The 16,809-nt window shown below is 66.6% G+C and carries 11 protein-coding genes; 8 read left to right on the top strand and 3 right to left on the bottom strand.

The window, feature by feature from the left end; genetic code table 11:
• The first annotated feature begins 93 nt into the window (after nt 1–93).
• From gspL to gspF, 6 genes are read left to right on the top strand one after another with little or no spacing between them, the layout of a single operon-like run.
• A complete protein-coding gene (gene gspL, locus AB0305_RS01825) occupies nt 94–1,506 on the top strand; it encodes a type II secretion system protein GspL (RefSeq protein WP_366170915.1) in 1,413 nt (470 codons plus the stop codon).
• A gap of 10 nt (nt 1,507–1,516) precedes the next feature.
• A complete protein-coding gene (gene gspM / locus AB0305_RS01820) occupies nt 1,517–2,089 on the top strand; it encodes a type II secretion system protein GspM (RefSeq protein WP_366170913.1) in 573 nt (190 codons plus the stop codon).
• Between the two features lie 15 nt (nt 2,090–2,104).
• Nucleotides 2,105–2,959 carry a type II secretion system protein N gene (locus AB0305_RS01815; protein ID WP_366170911.1) on the top strand — a complete coding sequence of 285 codons (855 nt, stop codon included), beginning with the start codon at nt 2,105–2,107 and terminating at the stop codon, nt 2,957–2,959.
• A 36-nt stretch (nt 2,960–2,995) separates the two neighbouring features.
• On the top strand, nt 2,996–5,404 hold the full coding sequence (gspD, locus tag AB0305_RS01810; protein WP_366170909.1) for a type II secretion system secretin GspD: 2,409 nt from the start codon (nt 2,996–2,998) through the stop codon (nt 5,402–5,404).
• Nucleotides 5,405–5,410: 6 nt separating this feature from the next.
• Nucleotides 5,411–6,970, top strand: a complete 1,560-nt coding sequence (gspE, locus tag AB0305_RS01805) for a type II secretion system ATPase GspE (protein WP_366170907.1) — start codon at nt 5,411–5,413, stop codon at nt 6,968–6,970.
• Nucleotides 6,971–7,003: 33 nt separating this feature from the next.
• Complete coding sequence (gene gspF / locus AB0305_RS01800) at nt 7,004–8,215, top strand: type II secretion system inner membrane protein GspF (protein ID WP_366170905.1); 1,212 nt, start codon at nt 7,004–7,006, stop codon at nt 8,213–8,215.
• A 583-nt stretch (nt 8,216–8,798) separates the two neighbouring features.
• On the opposite strand, the gene AB0305_RS01795 is transcribed toward gspF, so the two are convergent.
• The gene (locus AB0305_RS01795; protein WP_366170903.1) at nt 8,799–9,467 is read right to left on the bottom strand and encodes a pyridoxamine 5'-phosphate oxidase family protein; all 669 of its coding nucleotides are present in this window, start codon (nt 9,465–9,467) and stop codon (nt 8,799–8,801) included.
• A 93-nt stretch (nt 9,468–9,560) separates the two neighbouring features.
• On the opposite strand from AB0305_RS01795, the gene AB0305_RS01790 reads away from it, so the two are divergent.
• Entirely contained in the window at nt 9,561–11,042 is a 1,482-nt protein-coding gene (locus tag AB0305_RS01790) for a PLP-dependent aminotransferase family protein (protein ID WP_366170901.1), read from the top strand.
• Here the strand turns inward: AB0305_RS01790 and AB0305_RS01785 are convergent, their stop codons facing one another.
• Nucleotides 11,043–11,711 (bottom strand): hypothetical protein, encoded by a 669-nt coding sequence (locus AB0305_RS01785; protein ID WP_366170899.1) that lies wholly within the window; start codon nt 11,709–11,711, stop codon nt 11,043–11,045.
• Nucleotides 11,708–12,574 carry a hypothetical protein gene (locus tag AB0305_RS01780; protein ID WP_366170897.1) on the bottom strand — a complete coding sequence of 289 codons (867 nt, stop codon included), beginning with the start codon at nt 12,572–12,574 and terminating at the stop codon, nt 11,708–11,710. The genes AB0305_RS01785 and AB0305_RS01780 overlap by 4 nt, the downstream gene beginning before the upstream one ends.
• A gap of 667 nt (nt 12,575–13,241) precedes the next feature.
• Here AB0305_RS01780 and AB0305_RS01775 point away from each other — a divergent pair.
• Nucleotides 13,242–16,802 carry an indolepyruvate ferredoxin oxidoreductase family protein gene (locus AB0305_RS01775; RefSeq protein WP_366170895.1) on the top strand — a complete coding sequence of 1,187 codons (3,561 nt, stop codon included), beginning with the start codon at nt 13,242–13,244 and terminating at the stop codon, nt 16,800–16,802.
• Nucleotides 16,803–16,809: the final 7 nt, after the last annotated feature.

The raw sequence follows: 16,809 nt of genomic DNA, 5'->3' as shown, positions 1-16,809 counted from the left end.
TCATCCGCATCGTTCAGCATCGCGGGTCTTGCGCAATCCGGCGGCTCCGTTGGTACCCCGCATCCACACTCTCAAGATCAATAGAGGAGCGGTTTGACGACCTCCCTGTACGTGCGCCTGCCGCACCGGCCCATTCAATCGCCCGAGCGCTGGCAAGCGGGTGCGCTCGCCTCCGTGCCGTTTGCGCTGGTGCGCGAGGAAGGCACGCAAGGGTCGCAACGCATTCTGCGTGAAGGCACGTCGCGCACCGACGAGCTGCCGGCCGCTGATCGCCTCATCCTCCTGCTGCCCGCCGCCGATGTGCTGCTGGTGCCGGCCAACGTGCCCCCGCTGGCGTTACCCAAGCTGCGTCTGGCGCTGCCGAACCTGGTGGAAGACCGCCTCGTGCAGGACGCGCAGCAATGCCATATCGCCCTGGGCCCACGCCTGGGTGCCGCACCGGCCCGTGGCTGGCGTGCCCCGCGCGAGCCGCAATCGCGCGCGCTGATGATTGCCGACCGCGCGTGGGTCCGTTTCATCCTGGACACCTTTGGCACGCACAAGCATCGCACTTGCCATCTGCTGCCCGCCCAGCTTTGCCTGCCGTTTGAAACGCCGGCGACAGTGCTGCAAGCGGAGGCCGCCAACGACGCGGAGCGCGCCGAGCCCTCACTCGATGCGCCGGCCGAACCTGTGGTGGCGGTGGCGGAAACAGCCGTGGCCGTGGCCACCATCGCGCTCGATGCTGCGCCGCCGTCCGACCCGGACGCGCCCGCTGCCGTCGACATCACCGTGCGCACCGGTCCAGCCGATGGGTACGGCCTGCGCCTGATGCCGGCCAACGTCGGCAACTGGCTCGCCATCGCCCCGGCACCGGCCACGCTGATGGTCTCCCCCGCGTTGCGCGAATTGGCGCCGACCCTGTCGACCGACCCGGCCGCTGCCACGCTGGATTGGGCCACCTGGGCTGCCGGCGCACGCGCTGCATTGGCATCCGGCGAGGCGGATCTGTGCCAGTTCGATTTCGCCAACGGCGGCATGGCCGGCGTGGACTGGCGGCGCTGGCGCCTGCCGATCGCATTGGCGGTGCTGATCGTGATGGTGCAGCTCATCGGCATGAACGCGCGCTGGCTCACGCTGCGTGCCGAGCAAAAGCGGCTCGATGCCGCCATGCGCACGCAACTGCAGACCGCCTTCCCGAACACACCGGTGATCCTCGACCCGCCCGCGCAGATGCGCCGCCAGGTTGAACAGTTGCGCCTGGCCGCCGGCAAATCGGCGCCAGAAGATTTCCTGCCGCTGGCCGATCGCTTTGCCCAAGCCGCCACAGGCCTCGCGCCCGATGCGCTGCTCGCGCTCGACTACCACGGCCGCGCGTTGACGGTCACGCTCAAGGACGGCACCGACACCGCCGCCCTGCGCACGGCAGCCCGCGGCGTCGGCCTGAACATGGACACCGCCGAGGCGCCGCGCAGCGCCGAAGCCACCGTACCTGGCTCGCGCTGGACGGTCTCCATCGCCCAATAACGAGTTCGACATGGCGACTTCTCCCTCTTCCGCTTCGGGCGCATCCGCATCACGCCGCTTGCCGCGCATCGGCGTGCCGGACTCGGTGCGCGATGCGGCCACCACATTCTGGATGCAGCGCGAACCGCGTGAACGGCGCATCCTGGCCGGGGGCGGCGTGATCCTGCTGCTTGTGATCGTGTACCTGCTGCTGTGGGAGCCGGCATTTGAGGGCCAACGCCGCATCGAAAAGGCCCTGCCCCAGATGCGCACCCAACTGGCCGAAATGGAAACGCTGGGGCAGGAGGCGCGCGGGCTGTCCGCCATTGCGGCCGCCCCTGTGCCGCACGGCGCCGAGCTGCAACAGGCACTCACCACGAGCCTCACCAACCACGGCCTGAAAGCCACGCGGATGGCGATGTCGGGGGAGAGCGTGCAGGTGCAACTGGACAAGGTGCCCTTCGGCGCCGTAGCCGAGTGGCTGCAGGAAGTGCGACAGGCCCAGCGCATGAAGGTGATTGACGCAAGCATCAAGTACGTGGGCGCTACCGCCCTGGTCAACGTGACGGCGACGCTGCAAGGCCCCGCCGCCGCAGGCCATTAACGGACCGCGCCGCCGATGGGGATCGAAACACTGCCGCCGCTGCGCCTGCGCCGTCGAGCCGATGCCGACGAACGGCCGAGCCTCGGCAGGCGCGTGCTGTGGTGTGTCGTCGCGTTGCTGGCGGTGGGCGTGACGGTGGTATCGCAATATCCGGCCGCCTGGGCCGCCGAGCGCATCGCGCAAGCGACCGGACACCGCGTGCTGCTGGCCGATAGCCAAGGCAGTATCTGGCATGGCAGTGCCACACTGGCACTCACGGCCGGCAACGGTGGTGCCGATGCGACCGTGCTGCCGGGGCGGCTGTCGTGGTCGGTGGATGTCCTACCGCTGCTGACGGGCACGCTGCGCGCCCACGTCACGCATGACCGCGCGCTCGAACAGCCGGTCACGCTGACGGTGTCGCCAGCGCGCTGGCAGGCCGAGCCCGGTGTGATGACGTTGCCGGCCTCGTTGCTGGAGGGCATTGGCGCGCCGTTCAATACGCTCAAGCTGGACGGCCGGCTGAGCGCGCGGTGGACGCCGCTGTCGGGAGATTTTGGCCACGGCCTGGGCCGTCCGGGCACGGCCCAGGGCGCGCTGACCGTCACGCTTGAGCAGGTATCATCCAGCCTCAGCCGGGTGCGGCCGCTGGGCAGCTACCAGGCCGTCATGTCGTTTGGCGGCGCGGGTGGCGCGAATGATCGACCAACAGCCCAACTGGCCCTGTCGACGCTGGCAGGGCCGTTGACACTGCAAGGCCAGGGCTCCCTCGGTCAGGGCGCGCATTTTGACGGGGTGGCGAGTGCCACGCCGGAGTCGGAACCACAATTGATTGGCCTGTTGAGCCTGCTGGGCCCGCGCGACGGGTCGCACCATCGACTACGCTTTTGATTCCCAGCCGGTGCGCGAGCCAGCGCGCCGACAACCATGAACGAGACCATGCAAAACGCCTCTTCCCGACTCACCGTTCGCGCCATCGTCCTGGCATGCTGCGCAGCAATGGTGGCCGGCTCGATGCCCGCCTACGCAGCCCCGCCAAGCGCGGCATCCGCCCAGAGTGGCAACCCGGGCAATCCGGGGGATGAGGTCTCGCTCAATTTCGTCAATGCCGATCTCGAATCGGTGGTGAAGGCCGTCGGCCAGGCCACCGGCAAGAACTTCATCGTCGATCCGCGCGTCAAGGGCTCGGTCAACCTCGTCACCGAGAAGCCGGTCACACGCTCGCAGGCGCTGGAATCGCTGGGCTCGATCCTGCGCATGCAGGGCTATGCGATTGTCGAAGGCAACGGCTTTACCAAGGTCGTGCCGGAAGCCGATGCCAAGCTGCAGGGCTCGCCAGTGAACGCGGCATCGCGCGGCGGCGAGCAGGTCGTCACGCAGGTCTTCCGCCTGCAGCACGAATCGGCCAACAACCTGGTGCCGGTGCTGCGGCCGATGATCGCGCCCAACAACACCATCACCGCATACCCGGCCAACAACACGCTGGTCATTACCGACTACGCCGACAACCTGCGCCGCATCGGCCGCATCATTGCGTCGATCGATACGCCGGCGGCGGGTGAGACTGAACTGATTCCGCTGAAGAACGCCGTGGCCATCGACGTGGCCGCCACGCTGCAGAAGCTGCTGGACCCGTCGGGTGGCGGTGCGGCAGGCGCGGGGGCCGGCGCCGCGCTGTCGGACCCCAGCCTGCGGACCTCCGTGGTGGCCGAGCCGCGCTCGAACAGCGTGATGGTCCGCGCTTCGAGCGCCGCGCGTCTGGCGCAAGCCAAGCAACTGATCGCCAAACTGGACGTGCCGTCCGCACGCCCCGGCAACATCTGGGTGGTGCCGCTCAAGAACGCCAACGCGGTGCAACTGGCTACCACGCTGCGCGCGATCGTTGCGGCGGACGCGACGCTATCGGCCGCGCAATCGACCGGCCCGGGCGGCCAGAGCGCTGCGCAAGGCGCAACTTCGCAGCCCGCGGGCGGCGCGGCCGGCTCGCAGTTCAACCAGAACACGCAAAACACCAATTACGGCAGCGGCTCCGGCTCGGGCAGTGGCTCGGGTAGCGGCAGCTCATCGTTCCGCGCCTCGTTCGGGCAGAACAACACGCCCACTACCGGTGGCATCATCCAGGCCGATCCGGCCACCAACGCACTGATCATCACCGCCAGCGAGCCGGTCTACCGCAACCTGCGCGCCGTGATCGACGATCTGGACGCGCGGCGCGCGCAGGTCTACATCGAATCGATGATCGTGGAGGTCACAGCCACCAAGGCGTCGCAGCTTGGCATCCAGTGGATGGTGGGCGCGGGCGGCCCGAATACCTACGGCGGCGGCGGTACCAACTTCGGCACCGGCTCGGGCAACCTGCTCACGCTGGCCGGCACGATTGCCACCATCACCTCAGGCGGCATCGGCAGCTCGGCCGCGCAGACAGCGCTCGGCAGCGTCAACGTCGGCCAGCTCAACGGCGGCCAGTTCGGCGTATTCAACAAGGCGTCGGGCTTGGGCGTGCTTCTGTCGGCGCTGGGCTCGGACGGCTCGGTCAACGTGCTCTCCACCCCCAACCTGATCACGCTGGACAACGAAGAAGCCAAGATCCTGATCGGTCAGAACGTGCCGATCACCACGGGCTCGTACGCACAGACCGGCACGGCGGCTTCGGTCACGCCGTTCCAGACGTTTGACCGCAAAGACGTCGGTATCACGCTGCGCGTCAAGCCGCAGATCACCGACGGCGGGCTGGTGAAGCTGCAGATCTTCCAGGAGTCGTCGGCCGTGGTGCCGGGCACGCAGAATGCGACGCAAGGCCCGACCACCAACGTGCGCTCGATCGAAACCAACGTGCTGGCCAACGACGGCCAGGTGGTGGTGCTGGGCGGCCTGCTGGAAGACAACTACCAGGACGGCGAGCAAAAGGTGCCGGGCCTGGGCGACATCCCCATTCTGGGCGCGCTGTTCCGCTCGGAAAACAAGACGCGCGTAAAGACCAACCTGCTCGTCTTCCTGCGCCCGATCATCCTGCGCACAGCCGATGCAACCGGTGCGCTGTCAGACAACCGCTATAACTACATGCGTGACACGCAGCAGGGCTTTGTCTCGCCGAACATGCTGCCGAGCACCTACGACAAGGACACACCGGTCCTGCCGTCGCCGAACACCATGCGCCCGGCCGAGAACTACGGCGATGTGTCGATCGTGCCGAAGGGCCCCGCAGGCGTGCAGGTGCCCCCGGGCGCCCCGATGCCGATGCCGCAATCGACCACGCGCAGCCAGCCGCGCCAACAAGAGTTCGCGCCGCCCACTTCCGGCGGCTACGACAGCAACGCGCCGCGCAAGGGCGGTTAAAGACTCATGGCCACGACGCAAGCTCCCATCACCGACGCCCGCACACTCGAGGCCCCCTCGCAGTCGGCCGTGCGGCTGGTGCCGTACGCGTTTGCGCGCGACGCCAAGCTGCTCGTCGCCCGCCAGGACGTCGACACGCTGGAAGTGTGGGTCTGCCCCGAAACCTCGCGCACGGCGCTGGCCGAGCTTGGCCGCGTGTTCGGCGCGCTGGAGTTGGTGACGCTGGATGCCGCCGCGCTGTCCACCGCCACGCAAACGGCCTACAACGCGCAAGATGGCAGCGCCGCCCAGGTGGTGGGCGAGGTGGAAGGCGAGGTGGACCTGTCGCGCCTGATGCAGGACATCCCCGCCGTGGAAGACCTGCTCGAATCCGAAGACGACGCGCCGATCATCCGCATGATCAACGCGCTGCTCACGCAGGCCGCGCGCGAGGGCGCATCGGACATTCACATCGAGCCGTTCGAGAATGCGTCCGTCGTGCGTTTCCGCGTCGACGGCACGCTGCGCGACGTGGTGCGCCCGAAGAAAGCGCTGCACGGCGCGCTCATCTCGCGCATCAAGATCATGGCGCAGCTCGACATTGCCGAGAAACGCCTGCCGCAGGACGGCCGCATCACGCTGCGCGTCGGTGGCCGCCCGGTGGACGTGCGTGTGAGCACCCTGCCCACCGGCCACGGCGAGCGCGCGGTGCTGCGTCTGCTTGACAAGGAAGCCGGCCGGCTCGACCTCGGCAAGCTCGGCATGGGCGCTGGCACGCTGGCGCGCTTCGACCACCTGATCAACCAGCCGCACGGCATCGTGCTCGTGACCGGCCCGACCGGCTCGGGCAAGACGACAACGCTATATGCCGCGCTGTCGCGGCTGGACTCGGCTTCCACCAACATCATGACGGTGGAAGACCCGATCGAATACGACCTGGACGGCATCGGCCAGACGCAGGTCAACCCGAAGATCGACATGACCTTCGCCAAGGCCCTGCGCGCCATCCTGCGCCAGGACCCGGACGTGGTGATGATCGGGGAAATCCGTGACTTGGAAACCGCGCAGATTGCCGTGCAGGCCTCGCTGACCGGTCACCTGGTGCTGGCGACGCTGCACACCAACGATTCGGCCTCGGCGGTGACCCGGCTGATCGACATGGGAATCGAACCGTTCCTGCTGTCGTCGTCGCTGCTCGGCGTGCTGGCGCAGCGGCTGGTGCGCCGCCTGTGCGTGCATTGCCGCCGCGAAGAAGTGCTCGAACTCACGCCCGCAGAAGTCGAAGCCGTGGCCGGCACACCGGTTGCGGAGGGCGTGGTGCCGGCTGCACCGGCACGCAAATCCGTGTGGCACCACGTCGGGTGCGAGCGCTGCAGCAACTCCGGCTACCAGGGTCGCACCGGCGTGTACGAGCTGCTGACTGTCACGCCCGAGATCCAGACCATGATCCACCGCCAGGCCGCCGAATCCGAAATCAAGGCATTCGCCATCGGCCAGGGCATGCAGACCATGCGCATGGATGCGCAGCGCTGGATCGACACGGGTGCGACGTCGCTGGAAGAAGTGTTGCGCGTGACGCGCGACTGAGCCGCGACCAAGACGCGACTGAACGAATAACGCATGCCAGCCTTCCGCTACGAAGCCGCCGACGCCGCCGGCAAGACCGACAAAGGTGTCATCGAAGCCGACAGCGCACGCCAGGCGCGTACCGTACTGCGCGCACGCGGGCTTACGCCGCTGGTGGTCGACGCGCTCGGCGCGCAGGCCACCAAGCGCGGCGGTTCGAGCTTTGGCAAGCGGCTCTCCGCGCAGGAGAACGCACTGGTCACGCGCCAGCTCGCCAGCTTGCTGGTCGCCGGGCTGCCGCTCGACGAGGCACTGGCTGCGCTTGCCGATCAAGCCGAACGCGCATACGTGGGCGAGCTGCTCGCAGCAATCCGCGCGGAAGTGGTGGGCGGTAGCTCGCTGTCGGTCGCGCTGGCGCAGCATCCGAAGGATTTTCCTGACATCTATCGCGCGCTGGTTTCCGCTGGTGAGCACTCAGGCAACCTTGGCCTCGTGCTCTCGCGGCTGGCCGACTACATCGAGAGCCGCAACGCGCTCACGTCCAAGATCAAGCTGGCGTTCACCTACCCGGCCATCGTCACGGTGGTGGCGTTTGCCATCGTGATCTTCCTGCTGTCATACGTGGTACCGCAGGTGGTGAGCGTGTTTGCCAACACCAAGCAGAAGCTGCCGACCCTCACGATCATCATGCTGTGGCTGTCGGACTTTGTGCGGAACTGGGGGTGGCTGGCGGCGATCGTGCTGGCGGTGATCGGCGTGCTGATCCGCAATCTGCTCAAGCAGCCGGCGTTGCGCTTGTCGTGGCACAAGTGGCTGCTGACGGCGCCGCTGTTCGGCAAGCTTGTTCGCGGCTACAACACCGCGCGGTTTGCGAGCACGCTGGCGATTCTCACGAGCGCTGGCGTGCCGATCCTGCGTGGGTTGCAGGCCGCCGGGGAGACGTTGAACAACGTCGCGCTCAAGACCAACGTGGAGGATGCCTCCACACGCGTGCGGGAAGGGACGTCGCTAGCGCGGGCGTTGGCGGCGCAGAATCAGTTTCCGCCCGTGCTGGTGCATTTGATTCGCTCTGGCGAGGCGACCGGTAATCTGCCGGCGATGTTGGAGCGGGCGGCACAGGGTGAGGCTCAGGAGTTGGAGCGTCGCACGCTATTCCTCACGGGCCTGCTGGAACCGGCGTTGATTTTGACGATGGGGGTGGTTGTGTTGCTCATCGTGTTGGCGGTGTTGATGCCGATTATTGAGATCAATCAGCTGGTGCACTGAATTTTTGTTTGTGGTGCATCCCTTGTTTCATCCCCTGCCGGGGCTGACTCACTTTCTTTGTCTTGCCAAAGAAAGTAAGCAAAGAAAAGCGCGCCCGATGCGGCGAAAGACTCCTTGAATTTATGTCGCAAGGAGGAGACGGGGAAAACTCGCTGCGCTCAGACAGTTCCCCGTCTTTTTTCCTCCTTGCAACAGAAATTCAAGGCGCCGCATAGGGCAAGGGAAAAGCAAACCATCTCTTGCCTGCGCACGACTTCGTCTTGAGTCCCTCTGCGCGCATCTCACGATCAATCACGCTTTGGCGCTCGCCTTTGTACTCCGCCGGTTTGGCCTTTGACGTTCCTGCCCTTGATGGCGCCTTGAATTTTCGTAAGCGGGCGGAAAAAAGATGGGGAACTGTCTGAGCGAAGCGAGTTTTCCCCATCTCCGCCCGGTTACGGAAATTCAAGGGAGGGGTTGCCATCTCGGGCGCGCCTTTCTTTGCCTACTTTCTTTGGCAAGACAAAGAAAGTAGGTCAGCCCCGGCAGGGGATGAAACAAGGGATGCACCACAAACAAAAAACCATCCCCACAAAAATCACCCTCACAAAACCACCTCCCGAGCACTATCCCTCCACTCCTGCACATAATCCGGCGTACCAGCAGGCGCAGCCTCAACCACCGGCGCCAGCGGCAACAACGCCATCGGCAGCACCCCAGCCCACACCGGCAGATCGAGGTCTTCGGCATCATCCTTCGGCCCGCCCGTGCGGACCTTGCACGCGGCTTCGTGCAGCGGTATGCGCAACACGGTCGTAGCCGCCAACTCCTTCGCATTGCCCGGGCGGGCCTGCTGCGAACGGCCCGGTGCGAGAAATTCCATGAAGGCATCCAGCACGGCAGGCTTGTGCGCGTCGGGCACAACCTCAAAGGCGCCGTAGATCACGGCCGAGCGGTAGTTCATCGAGTGGTTGAACGCCGATCGCGCGAGCACCAACCCGTCGATATGGGTGACGGTCACACACACCTGTGCGCCACTGCCGGCCAGCTTGAGCATGCGACTGCCGTTGGAGCCGTGGATGTAGAGGTGATCGCCCTCGCGCCAGCACGCGGTAGGGATGCAATGCACGCCATGCTCGTCAGCGAAGGCGATGTGGCAGACATAGGCTTCGTCGAGGATGGCGTGCAGCGTGGCGGCATCGTAGTGGCCACGGCGAGCGACACGGTTCACGCGCGTACGGTCGGTTGGTGAGGTTGCAGAAGTGGTCGTCATGGCAAGGCTCCAGATAGGGATGCGATCCGCCGACGATAGAAAAACCGTGGCACCATGCGTAGACCCACCAAAATGCAAAACCTTGGAGCCAGGATGGACTACGGCGTCTTGCTGTCGAACTACGAACGCACCGCCGCGCGCGGCAGTGAACGCGGCGATGCCGGCGTGCGGACCTCGCAACAGCATCGGCTGTATGCGTGCCTGCGCGCGGCCATCCTGAGCGGGCAGATCGAGGAAGGCACACGTCTGGCACCGTCGCGCTCGCTGGCGGAAGAGCTCGGTATTGCGCGCAATTCGGTGCTCTACGCCTACGAGCAATTGGCCGCGGAAGGCTTTGTGCTGAGCCGACGGCAGGGCACGGTGGTCGCGCGCGTCGGTCTGCAGCAGGCGCCGGTGCAGACGCCGGAAGCGCTGCCCGTGCTTTCGCGCCGGGTTGCCGGACTGGAACGCCCGAGCGGCGAGATGAGCGATCTACTGCCCTTCCTGCCCGGCACGCCAGCGCTGGATGAATTCCCGCTGGCGCAATGGCGGCGCTGCATGGAGCACGGCTGGCGCCGCATCGGCCCAGGCCAGATGGGTTACGGGCCGGTGGAAGGCAACGTTGCGCTGCGCCAGGCCGTGGCGGAATACCTGCGGGTGTCGCGTGGCGTGCGTTGCGAAGCAGCGCAAGTGTTCATCACCGATGGCACGCAGAACAGCCTGGACCTGTGCGCCCGCTCGCTGGCCGATGCAGGCGATACCGCCTGGATCGAGAACCCCGGCTATTACGGCGCCCGCGCGGCCCTGCAAGCGGCAGACTTGCGCCTGATACCGATCGGCGTGGATGCCGACGGCCTCGCCCCAACCGCAGACGACTGGCGCGATCGCCCGCCAAAACTCATCTACATCACGCCGTCACATCAGTACCCGCTCGGCGCGGTGATGAGCCTGGAGCGGCGTCTGGCCTTGATTCAGCAGGCTCGGGCGGCCGGCGCGTGGATCATCGAAGACGACTACGACAGCGAATTCCGCCACAGCGGTGCGCCGCTATCGGCCGTGCAGGGGCTCACCGCCGACGCGCCCGTCATCTACCTGGGTACGTTCAGCAAGATGCTGTTTCCGGCGCTGCGGCTCGGTTACATGGTCGTGCCGCCGGCCCTGGCGCCCGTACTGCGCAAGGCTGCCGGCGCGATGATGCTGCGTGGGCGCGTGGCCGAGCAGTTGGCGCTGGCGGAGTTCATTGAGGCAGGGCATTTCACGCGGCACCTGCGTCGCATGCGGCGCCTGTATGGCGAGCGCCGCGACGCGCTGCAAGCCGCCATTGAGCGCCATCTGACCGGCATGGTGACGGTGTCCGGCGGCGCGGGTGGCATGCACCTCTCCACCCGGCTCGACGCGCCTGTACCCGATGTGGACGTGAGCACCGCGGCCCGCGCGCACGGGATGGTGCTGCGGCCGCTGTCGCGCTTCTGCCTGCCGGGCACATTCACCACGCAGTACAACGGCCTCGTGCTCGGCTACGGCAACGTGCCGGCCAGCATGATGGACGGGCTGGTCGTACGCATCCGCAACGTCATCGAAACCTTGACCGGCTGATCAGACAACCATTCTTGTGGCGGCGGCCAGTTCGGCCAAGCTCCAGCCCGCCCCCACCAGAACGCGCCGGGTGTGCAAGTCCTCCAGCAGCGCGACATCGTCCACGTGCTCGCCCAGGTAGCGCAGGCGCTTGTCGCGCACCTCCACATACCCCGATGGGTAGCGCCTGGCGAGCGACTGCCACACCCCATGCACCCCGACGGACTGACGCGCGCCGCTCATCAGACACATCCCACTGTCGAGCGCGCGCCGGAATACGGTCGAGGCCAATCCGCGCCGCTGGTACGCCAACGCGTACTTCGAGTGCGGTGCACGCAGATAGCGATCCGCGCGCTTGTCCAGCTCAATCAAGCGGTTAAAGACCGTGTAGCCGGCCAAGCGCCGTGCAGCCACGTCTTCGACATAGACGTAGATCTCGCCATCGGCCTCGCGTGTGTGCAAGCGAAAACCCGGCAAGGTGCCGTCGTCGACGGTCATGCCATGCAGCGGCGTGCCGGGCGTTTGCATGCGTTCATACAACGCATCGAGTTCGCGCTCGATGTCTTCGTTGTTGAATTCGACGTCGGTGCGCAAGCCGAGCGGCGCAAGCCATCCACGCAGCGATTGCACCATCGATGCCAACGTCGGCACGGCCGGTGGCGGCATGTGCAGGGTCAGTACGGTGCTCATGCGGCCTCCGCCCAATGGCCGCTGATGAGCCGTGCCGGGGGCTCGGTGGCGCGAATGCGGGCGCTGGCGTGCCAGTCGTCCATGCGCACGCTCAAGCCCGCGTGGATGCCATAGCCCGGCCCGGCGATGATCACTCCACCCGCCTCCACGCCCTCGCCTGCGCGGATGGCGCCACCGGCTTCGATGTCGCCCCAGGCCTTGATGCCCCAGCCCGCTTCCAGGTGCGTGCCGGCGTGCAAGTCGGCGCCAGCCAGGATGCCGTGCGCGCTCACGATGGAGGCCTCGCTGCGCGCGTCGGCGCCGGCACGCAAGCCCTTGCCGCAGCGCACGTTGCCGCGCGCAGCCAGCGCTTCGCCAATCAGCAGGTCGCCGGTCACGTCGATGTCGGCATCGCAATGCAAATCGCGGTGCACGCGCGCGACGCCACCAACATGCAATGCGCCGGTGGTCGTCACGCTCCAGCCGACACGCAGATCGCCGCCCACGTGCACGCTGCCGTCGCAGTAGAGGCCAGCCTTGGCTTCAAGATCCCCGCCGGTGGTGATCGACTCGCCAGCGCGCACGCCACCGCCCGTGCGAATCGCTTGGCCCGCGCGCAACACGCCACCCACGTGGATGCCACCACGCACAACGATGGTGCCGGCGAAGACCAGCGCATCGGCCTCGATGTCGTCGGCTTCGAGCACGGCATCGGTCGGGCCAAAGTTGTCGAGCAGCCAGATCGCATCGGTAATGCGGCCTTCGTGCACGAGGCTGTTGAGCAGGTGTTGGTAGTCGGTGCCGTTGTGGCGGTTGCGGATGTACCAGCGGTAGCCATCCGCGCAAGGCCGCTTGGCCTTGACGAAGTTCTGCGTGAGTTCCATGGCGGTTCCTGCGCCGCCGTGCCGGGTCGTGTCGGGCAATGGCAGGCGAGCCGGCGCCGGCGCGTGTCAGCGCCAGGCCGGTGTTAAGGGAGGGTGAAAGCGGAGAAGGCCGTGCGGGGCGGGTGCGCCAGATGGGGCGGCGCCCCGCACGGCTTACGAAAGCCGGGCGAGCAGGAAGTGCCGCAGGGCTACGTGCAGGAGCGAGGAGTCATGCGCAGCACCGCAACGCACGCGCGTGCAGGCAGCCGGCAAGGCTTGCCGACGCAGCGCGTGGAGGGGTTGGGGGCGGAGCATGATCGCGGTTGGGTGGTCTTCAGACGTAACCGCGAAGGATGGCCGCGGCCGCATCGAAAGTCCAGTAGCAAGGTGACGCAGGCGCAGCTTGTTGACGCAAGTTTGCGAATACGCGGCGCTTTCCGCAACCGACGTTGCATGCGGTGCAGCACCATGTCCGCGCCCCGACCAACGCGCCACTTCTGTGCCGAAAACGCCGCAACCTCGGGAAAACCCACCCCCATTCTTGCTGCGTTGCACGGTGTTCGGAATGTCACGCGATGCTACGATGCCCCGACCCATGGCCGTCTGCCAGTTTCCACAAGAAGCGGCGCGGACGGCACCAAAAGAGACCTGCTGTCGGTGATCCCGACACACCCCACCCGGAGCACGCATGAATGCCCCTCTGAACGACGCGCTACGCCGCGCGCTCGAAACCGTTTCCCTGGACGACAAGTACACGCTCGAGCGTGGCCGCATCTACATCAGCGGCACGCAGGCGCTCGTGCGTCTGCCGATGCTGCAGCAGGAGCGCGACCGCGCTGCCGGGCTGAACACGGCGGGCTTCATCTCCGGCTATCGCGGCTCGCCGCTGGGGGCACTGGACCAGGCCTTGTGGAAGGCCAAGAAGCATCTGGCGGGGCACAACATCGTCTTCCAGGCGGGGCTTAATGAAGACTTGGCCGCCACGGCGGTCTGGGGCTCGCAGCAGGTCAATCTGTATCCGAATGCCAAGTTCAGCGGCGTGTTCGGCATGTGGTACGGCAAGGGCCCGGGCGTGGACCGCACGATCGACGTGTTCAAGCACGCCAACTCGGCCGGTTCGTCCGCACACGGCGGCGTGCTGGTGCTCGCAGGCGATGATCACGCCTGCAAGTCGTCCACGCTGGCGCACCAGTCGGAGCACGTCTTCAAGGCCGCCGGCATTCCGGTGCTGTATCCGTCGAACGTGCAGGAGTACCTCGACTACGGCCTGCACGGCTGGGCGATGAGCCGCTACTCCGGCCTGTGGGTATCGATGAAGTGCGTGACGGACGTGGTGGAATCGTCGGCCTCGGTGGACGTCGATCCGCACCGCGCCGAGATCATCCTGCCGGAAGATTTCATCATGCCGCAGGGCGGCCTGAACATCCGCTGGCCCGATCCGCCGCTGGTGCAGGAAGCCCGCCTGCTCGACTACAAGTGGTACGCGGGCCTGTCGTACGTGCGTGCCAACAAGCTCGACCGCGTGGTGCTCGATTCGCCGCAGGCGCGCTTCGGCATCATGACCGCCGGCAAGGCGTACCTGGACGTGCGCCAGGCGCTGGTCGACCTCGGCCTCGACGATGAAACCTGCCGCCGCATCGGCATCCGCCTGTACAAGGTCGGCTGCGTGTGGCCGCTCGAAGCGCATGGCGCACGCGCGTTTGCCGAAGGGCTGCAAGAGATTCTGGTGGTGGAAGAGAAGCGCCAGATCCTCGAATACCAACTCAAGGAAGAGCTGTACAACTACCGCGACGACGTGCGCCCGCGCGTGTACGGCAAGTTTGATGAACGCGACAACGCCGGCGGCGAATGGTCCGTGCCGATGGCCAACTGGCTGCTGCCGGCGCACTACGAGCTCTCGCCCGCGCTGATCGCCCGCGCCATCGCCACGCGGCTGGAGAAGTTTGAGCTGCCGTCCGATGTGCGCGCCCGCATTGAAGCGCGCATCGCCATCATCGACGCCAAGGAAAAGGCGCTCGCCAAGCCGCGCATCACCGCCGAGCGCAAGCCGTGGTTCTGCTCGGGCTGCCCGCACAACACGTCGACCAACGTGCCGGAAGGCTCGCGCGCGCTGGCCGGCATCGGCTGCCACTACATGACCGTGTGGATGGACCGCCGCACCGACACTTTCAGCCAGATGGGCGGCGAAGGCGTGGCGTGGATCGGCCAGATGCCGTTCTCGGGCGACCAGCACGTGTTCGCCAACCTGGGCGACGGCACGTATTACCACTCGGGCCTGCTGGCGATTCGCGCGTCCATCGCGGCCAAGGTGAACATCACCTACAAGATCCTCTACAACGACGCCGTGGCCATGACCGGCGGCCAGCCAGTGGACGGCCCGCTCTCCGTGCCGCAGATTGCCGCGCAGGTGCATGCCGAAGGCACGTCGCGCATCGTCATCGTCACGGACGAGCCGGAGAAGTACAACGCCGCCATCAAACTGCCCGAAGGCGTGACCGTGCATCACCGCGATCGCCTGGATGCGATCCAGCGCGAGCTGCGCGAGGTCGAAGGCACCAGCGTGCTGATCTACGACCAGACCTGCGCCACCGAGAAACGCCGCCGCCGCAAGCGCGGCACGATGGCTGACCCGGCACGCCGTGCGTTCATCAACGACGCCGTGTGCGAAGGCTGCGGCGATTGCTCGGTCAAGTCGAACTGCCTGTCGGTCGAGCCGCTGGAAACGGAGCTGGGCACCAAGCGCAAGATCAACCAGTCGTCGTGCAACAAGGATTTCTCGTGCGTGAACGGCTTCTGCCCGAGCTTTGTGACGGCCGAAGGTGCGCAGGTGCGCAAGCCAGAATCGCACGGCGTGTCGATGAGCGACCTGCCGCTGCTGCCGCACCCTGAGCTGCCCGCCATCCAGCGCGCGTATGGCGTGCTGGTCACGGGCGTGGGCGGCACGGGCGTGGTGACCATCGGCGGCCTGCTCGGCATGGCCGCGCACATCGAGGGCAAGGGCGTGACCGTGCTCGACATGGCGGGCCTCGCGCAGAAGGGTGGCGCGGTGCTCTCACACGTGCAGATCGGCGAGCGCCCGGACAGCATCCACGCCACGCGCATCGCCATGGGCGAGGCGGACCTCGTGATCGGTTGCGATGCGATTGTCTCGGCATCAGACGAAGTGCTGTCCAAGGTGCAGTACGGCCAGACGCGCGCCATCGTCAACAGCACGGCATCGCCCACGGCCGACTTCATCAAGAACCCGAACTGGCGCTTCCCGGGCAGCTCGGCGGAAGCCGACATCCGCGCCGCCATCGGCGATGCCTGCGCATTTGAAGACGCCAACACGCTGGCCGTGCGCCTGCTGGGCGACGCGATCTACACCAACCCGCTGGTGCTGGGCTTTGCGTGGCAGAAAGGCTGGCTACCGCTGACGTACGACGCGCTCATCCGCGCCATCGAACTCAACGGCGTGGCGGTCGACAAGAACAAGACCGCGTTCGAATGGGGCCGCCACCTCGCGCAAGACCGCGATGCGGTGCTGAAGTTGGCTGACGATGCGCCGCGTGCCAAGGCCGACGTCATCGCCCTGCCCTCGCTGGACACGCTGATCGCCCGTCGCGTCGATCTGCTGACCGCGTACCAGAACGCTGCGTATGCGGCTGAATTCCGCGCGGTGGTCGAGCGGGTGCGTGCGGCGGAAACGGCGGTGGTTGGCGCCGGCCAACCGCTGGCGCTCACGGAAGCCGTGGTGCGCAACCTGTCCAAGCTGATGGCGTACAAGGACGAATACGAAGTCGCCCGCCTGTACACCGACCCGGCGTTCCTCGACAAGCTGCGCGCGCAGTTTGAAGGCGAGCCCGGCCGCGACTACCAGCTCAACTTCTGGCTCGCCCCGCCCATGACGGCCAAGCGCGATGAGAAGGGCCACCTGGTCAAGCAGCGCTTCGGCCCGAACACGATGCGCATCTTCAAGGTACTCGCCAAGCTCAAGGGCCTGCGCGGCACGGCGTTCGACGTGTTTGGCAAGACCGAAGAGCGCCGCACCGAACGCGCGCTCATCAGCGAATACCGTGCGCTGGTGGATGAACTGGTGAAGGGGCTGACCGCGCAGAAGCTGGCGCAGGCCGTGGAACTGGCGCGTTTGCCGGAAGACATTCGCGGCTTCGGCCATGTGAAGGACGCCAACCTTGCCGCCGCACGCATCCGCTGGAACAAGCTGCTGGCGCAGTGGCGAGATCCGGCGGGGGCACAACGCGCGGCCTGATCGGCAT

The organism is Arthrobacter sp. NPDC080086, from assembly GCF_040702285.1.
The sequence above is the reverse complement of the archived record's forward strand: the minus strand, read 5'-3'. Positions and strand labels throughout refer to the sequence as shown.

Excerpts from the sequence above, each read along its gene's own strand:
- AB0305_RS01775 (WP_366170895.1), top strand. The coding sequence starts at position 13,242 with ATGAATGCCCCTCTGAACGACGCGCTACGCCGCGCGCTCGAAACCGTT.
- gspE (WP_366170907.1), top strand. The coding sequence starts at position 5,411 with ATGGCCACGACGCAAGCTCCCATCACCGACGCCCGCACACTCGAGGCC.
- AB0305_RS01780 (WP_366170897.1), bottom strand. The coding sequence starts at position 12,574 with ATGGAACTCACGCAGAACTTCGTCAAGGCCAAGCGGCCTTGCGCGGAT.
- AB0305_RS01790 (WP_366170901.1), top strand. The coding sequence starts at position 9,561 with ATGGACTACGGCGTCTTGCTGTCGAACTACGAACGCACCGCCGCGCGC.
- gspF (WP_366170905.1), top strand. The coding sequence starts at position 7,004 with ATGCCAGCCTTCCGCTACGAAGCCGCCGACGCCGCCGGCAAGACCGAC.
- AB0305_RS01795 (WP_366170903.1), bottom strand. The coding sequence starts at position 9,467 with ATGACGACCACTTCTGCAACCTCACCAACCGACCGTACGCGCGTGAAC.
- gspM (WP_366170913.1), top strand. The coding sequence starts at position 1,517 with ATGGCGACTTCTCCCTCTTCCGCTTCGGGCGCATCCGCATCACGCCGC.
- AB0305_RS01785 (WP_366170899.1), bottom strand. The coding sequence starts at position 11,711 with ATGAGCACCGTACTGACCCTGCACATGCCGCCACCGGCCGTGCCGACG.
- gspD (WP_366170909.1), top strand. The coding sequence starts at position 2,996 with ATGAACGAGACCATGCAAAACGCCTCTTCCCGACTCACCGTTCGCGCC.
- AB0305_RS01815 (WP_366170911.1), top strand. The coding sequence starts at position 2,105 with ATGGGGATCGAAACACTGCCGCCGCTGCGCCTGCGCCGTCGAGCCGAT.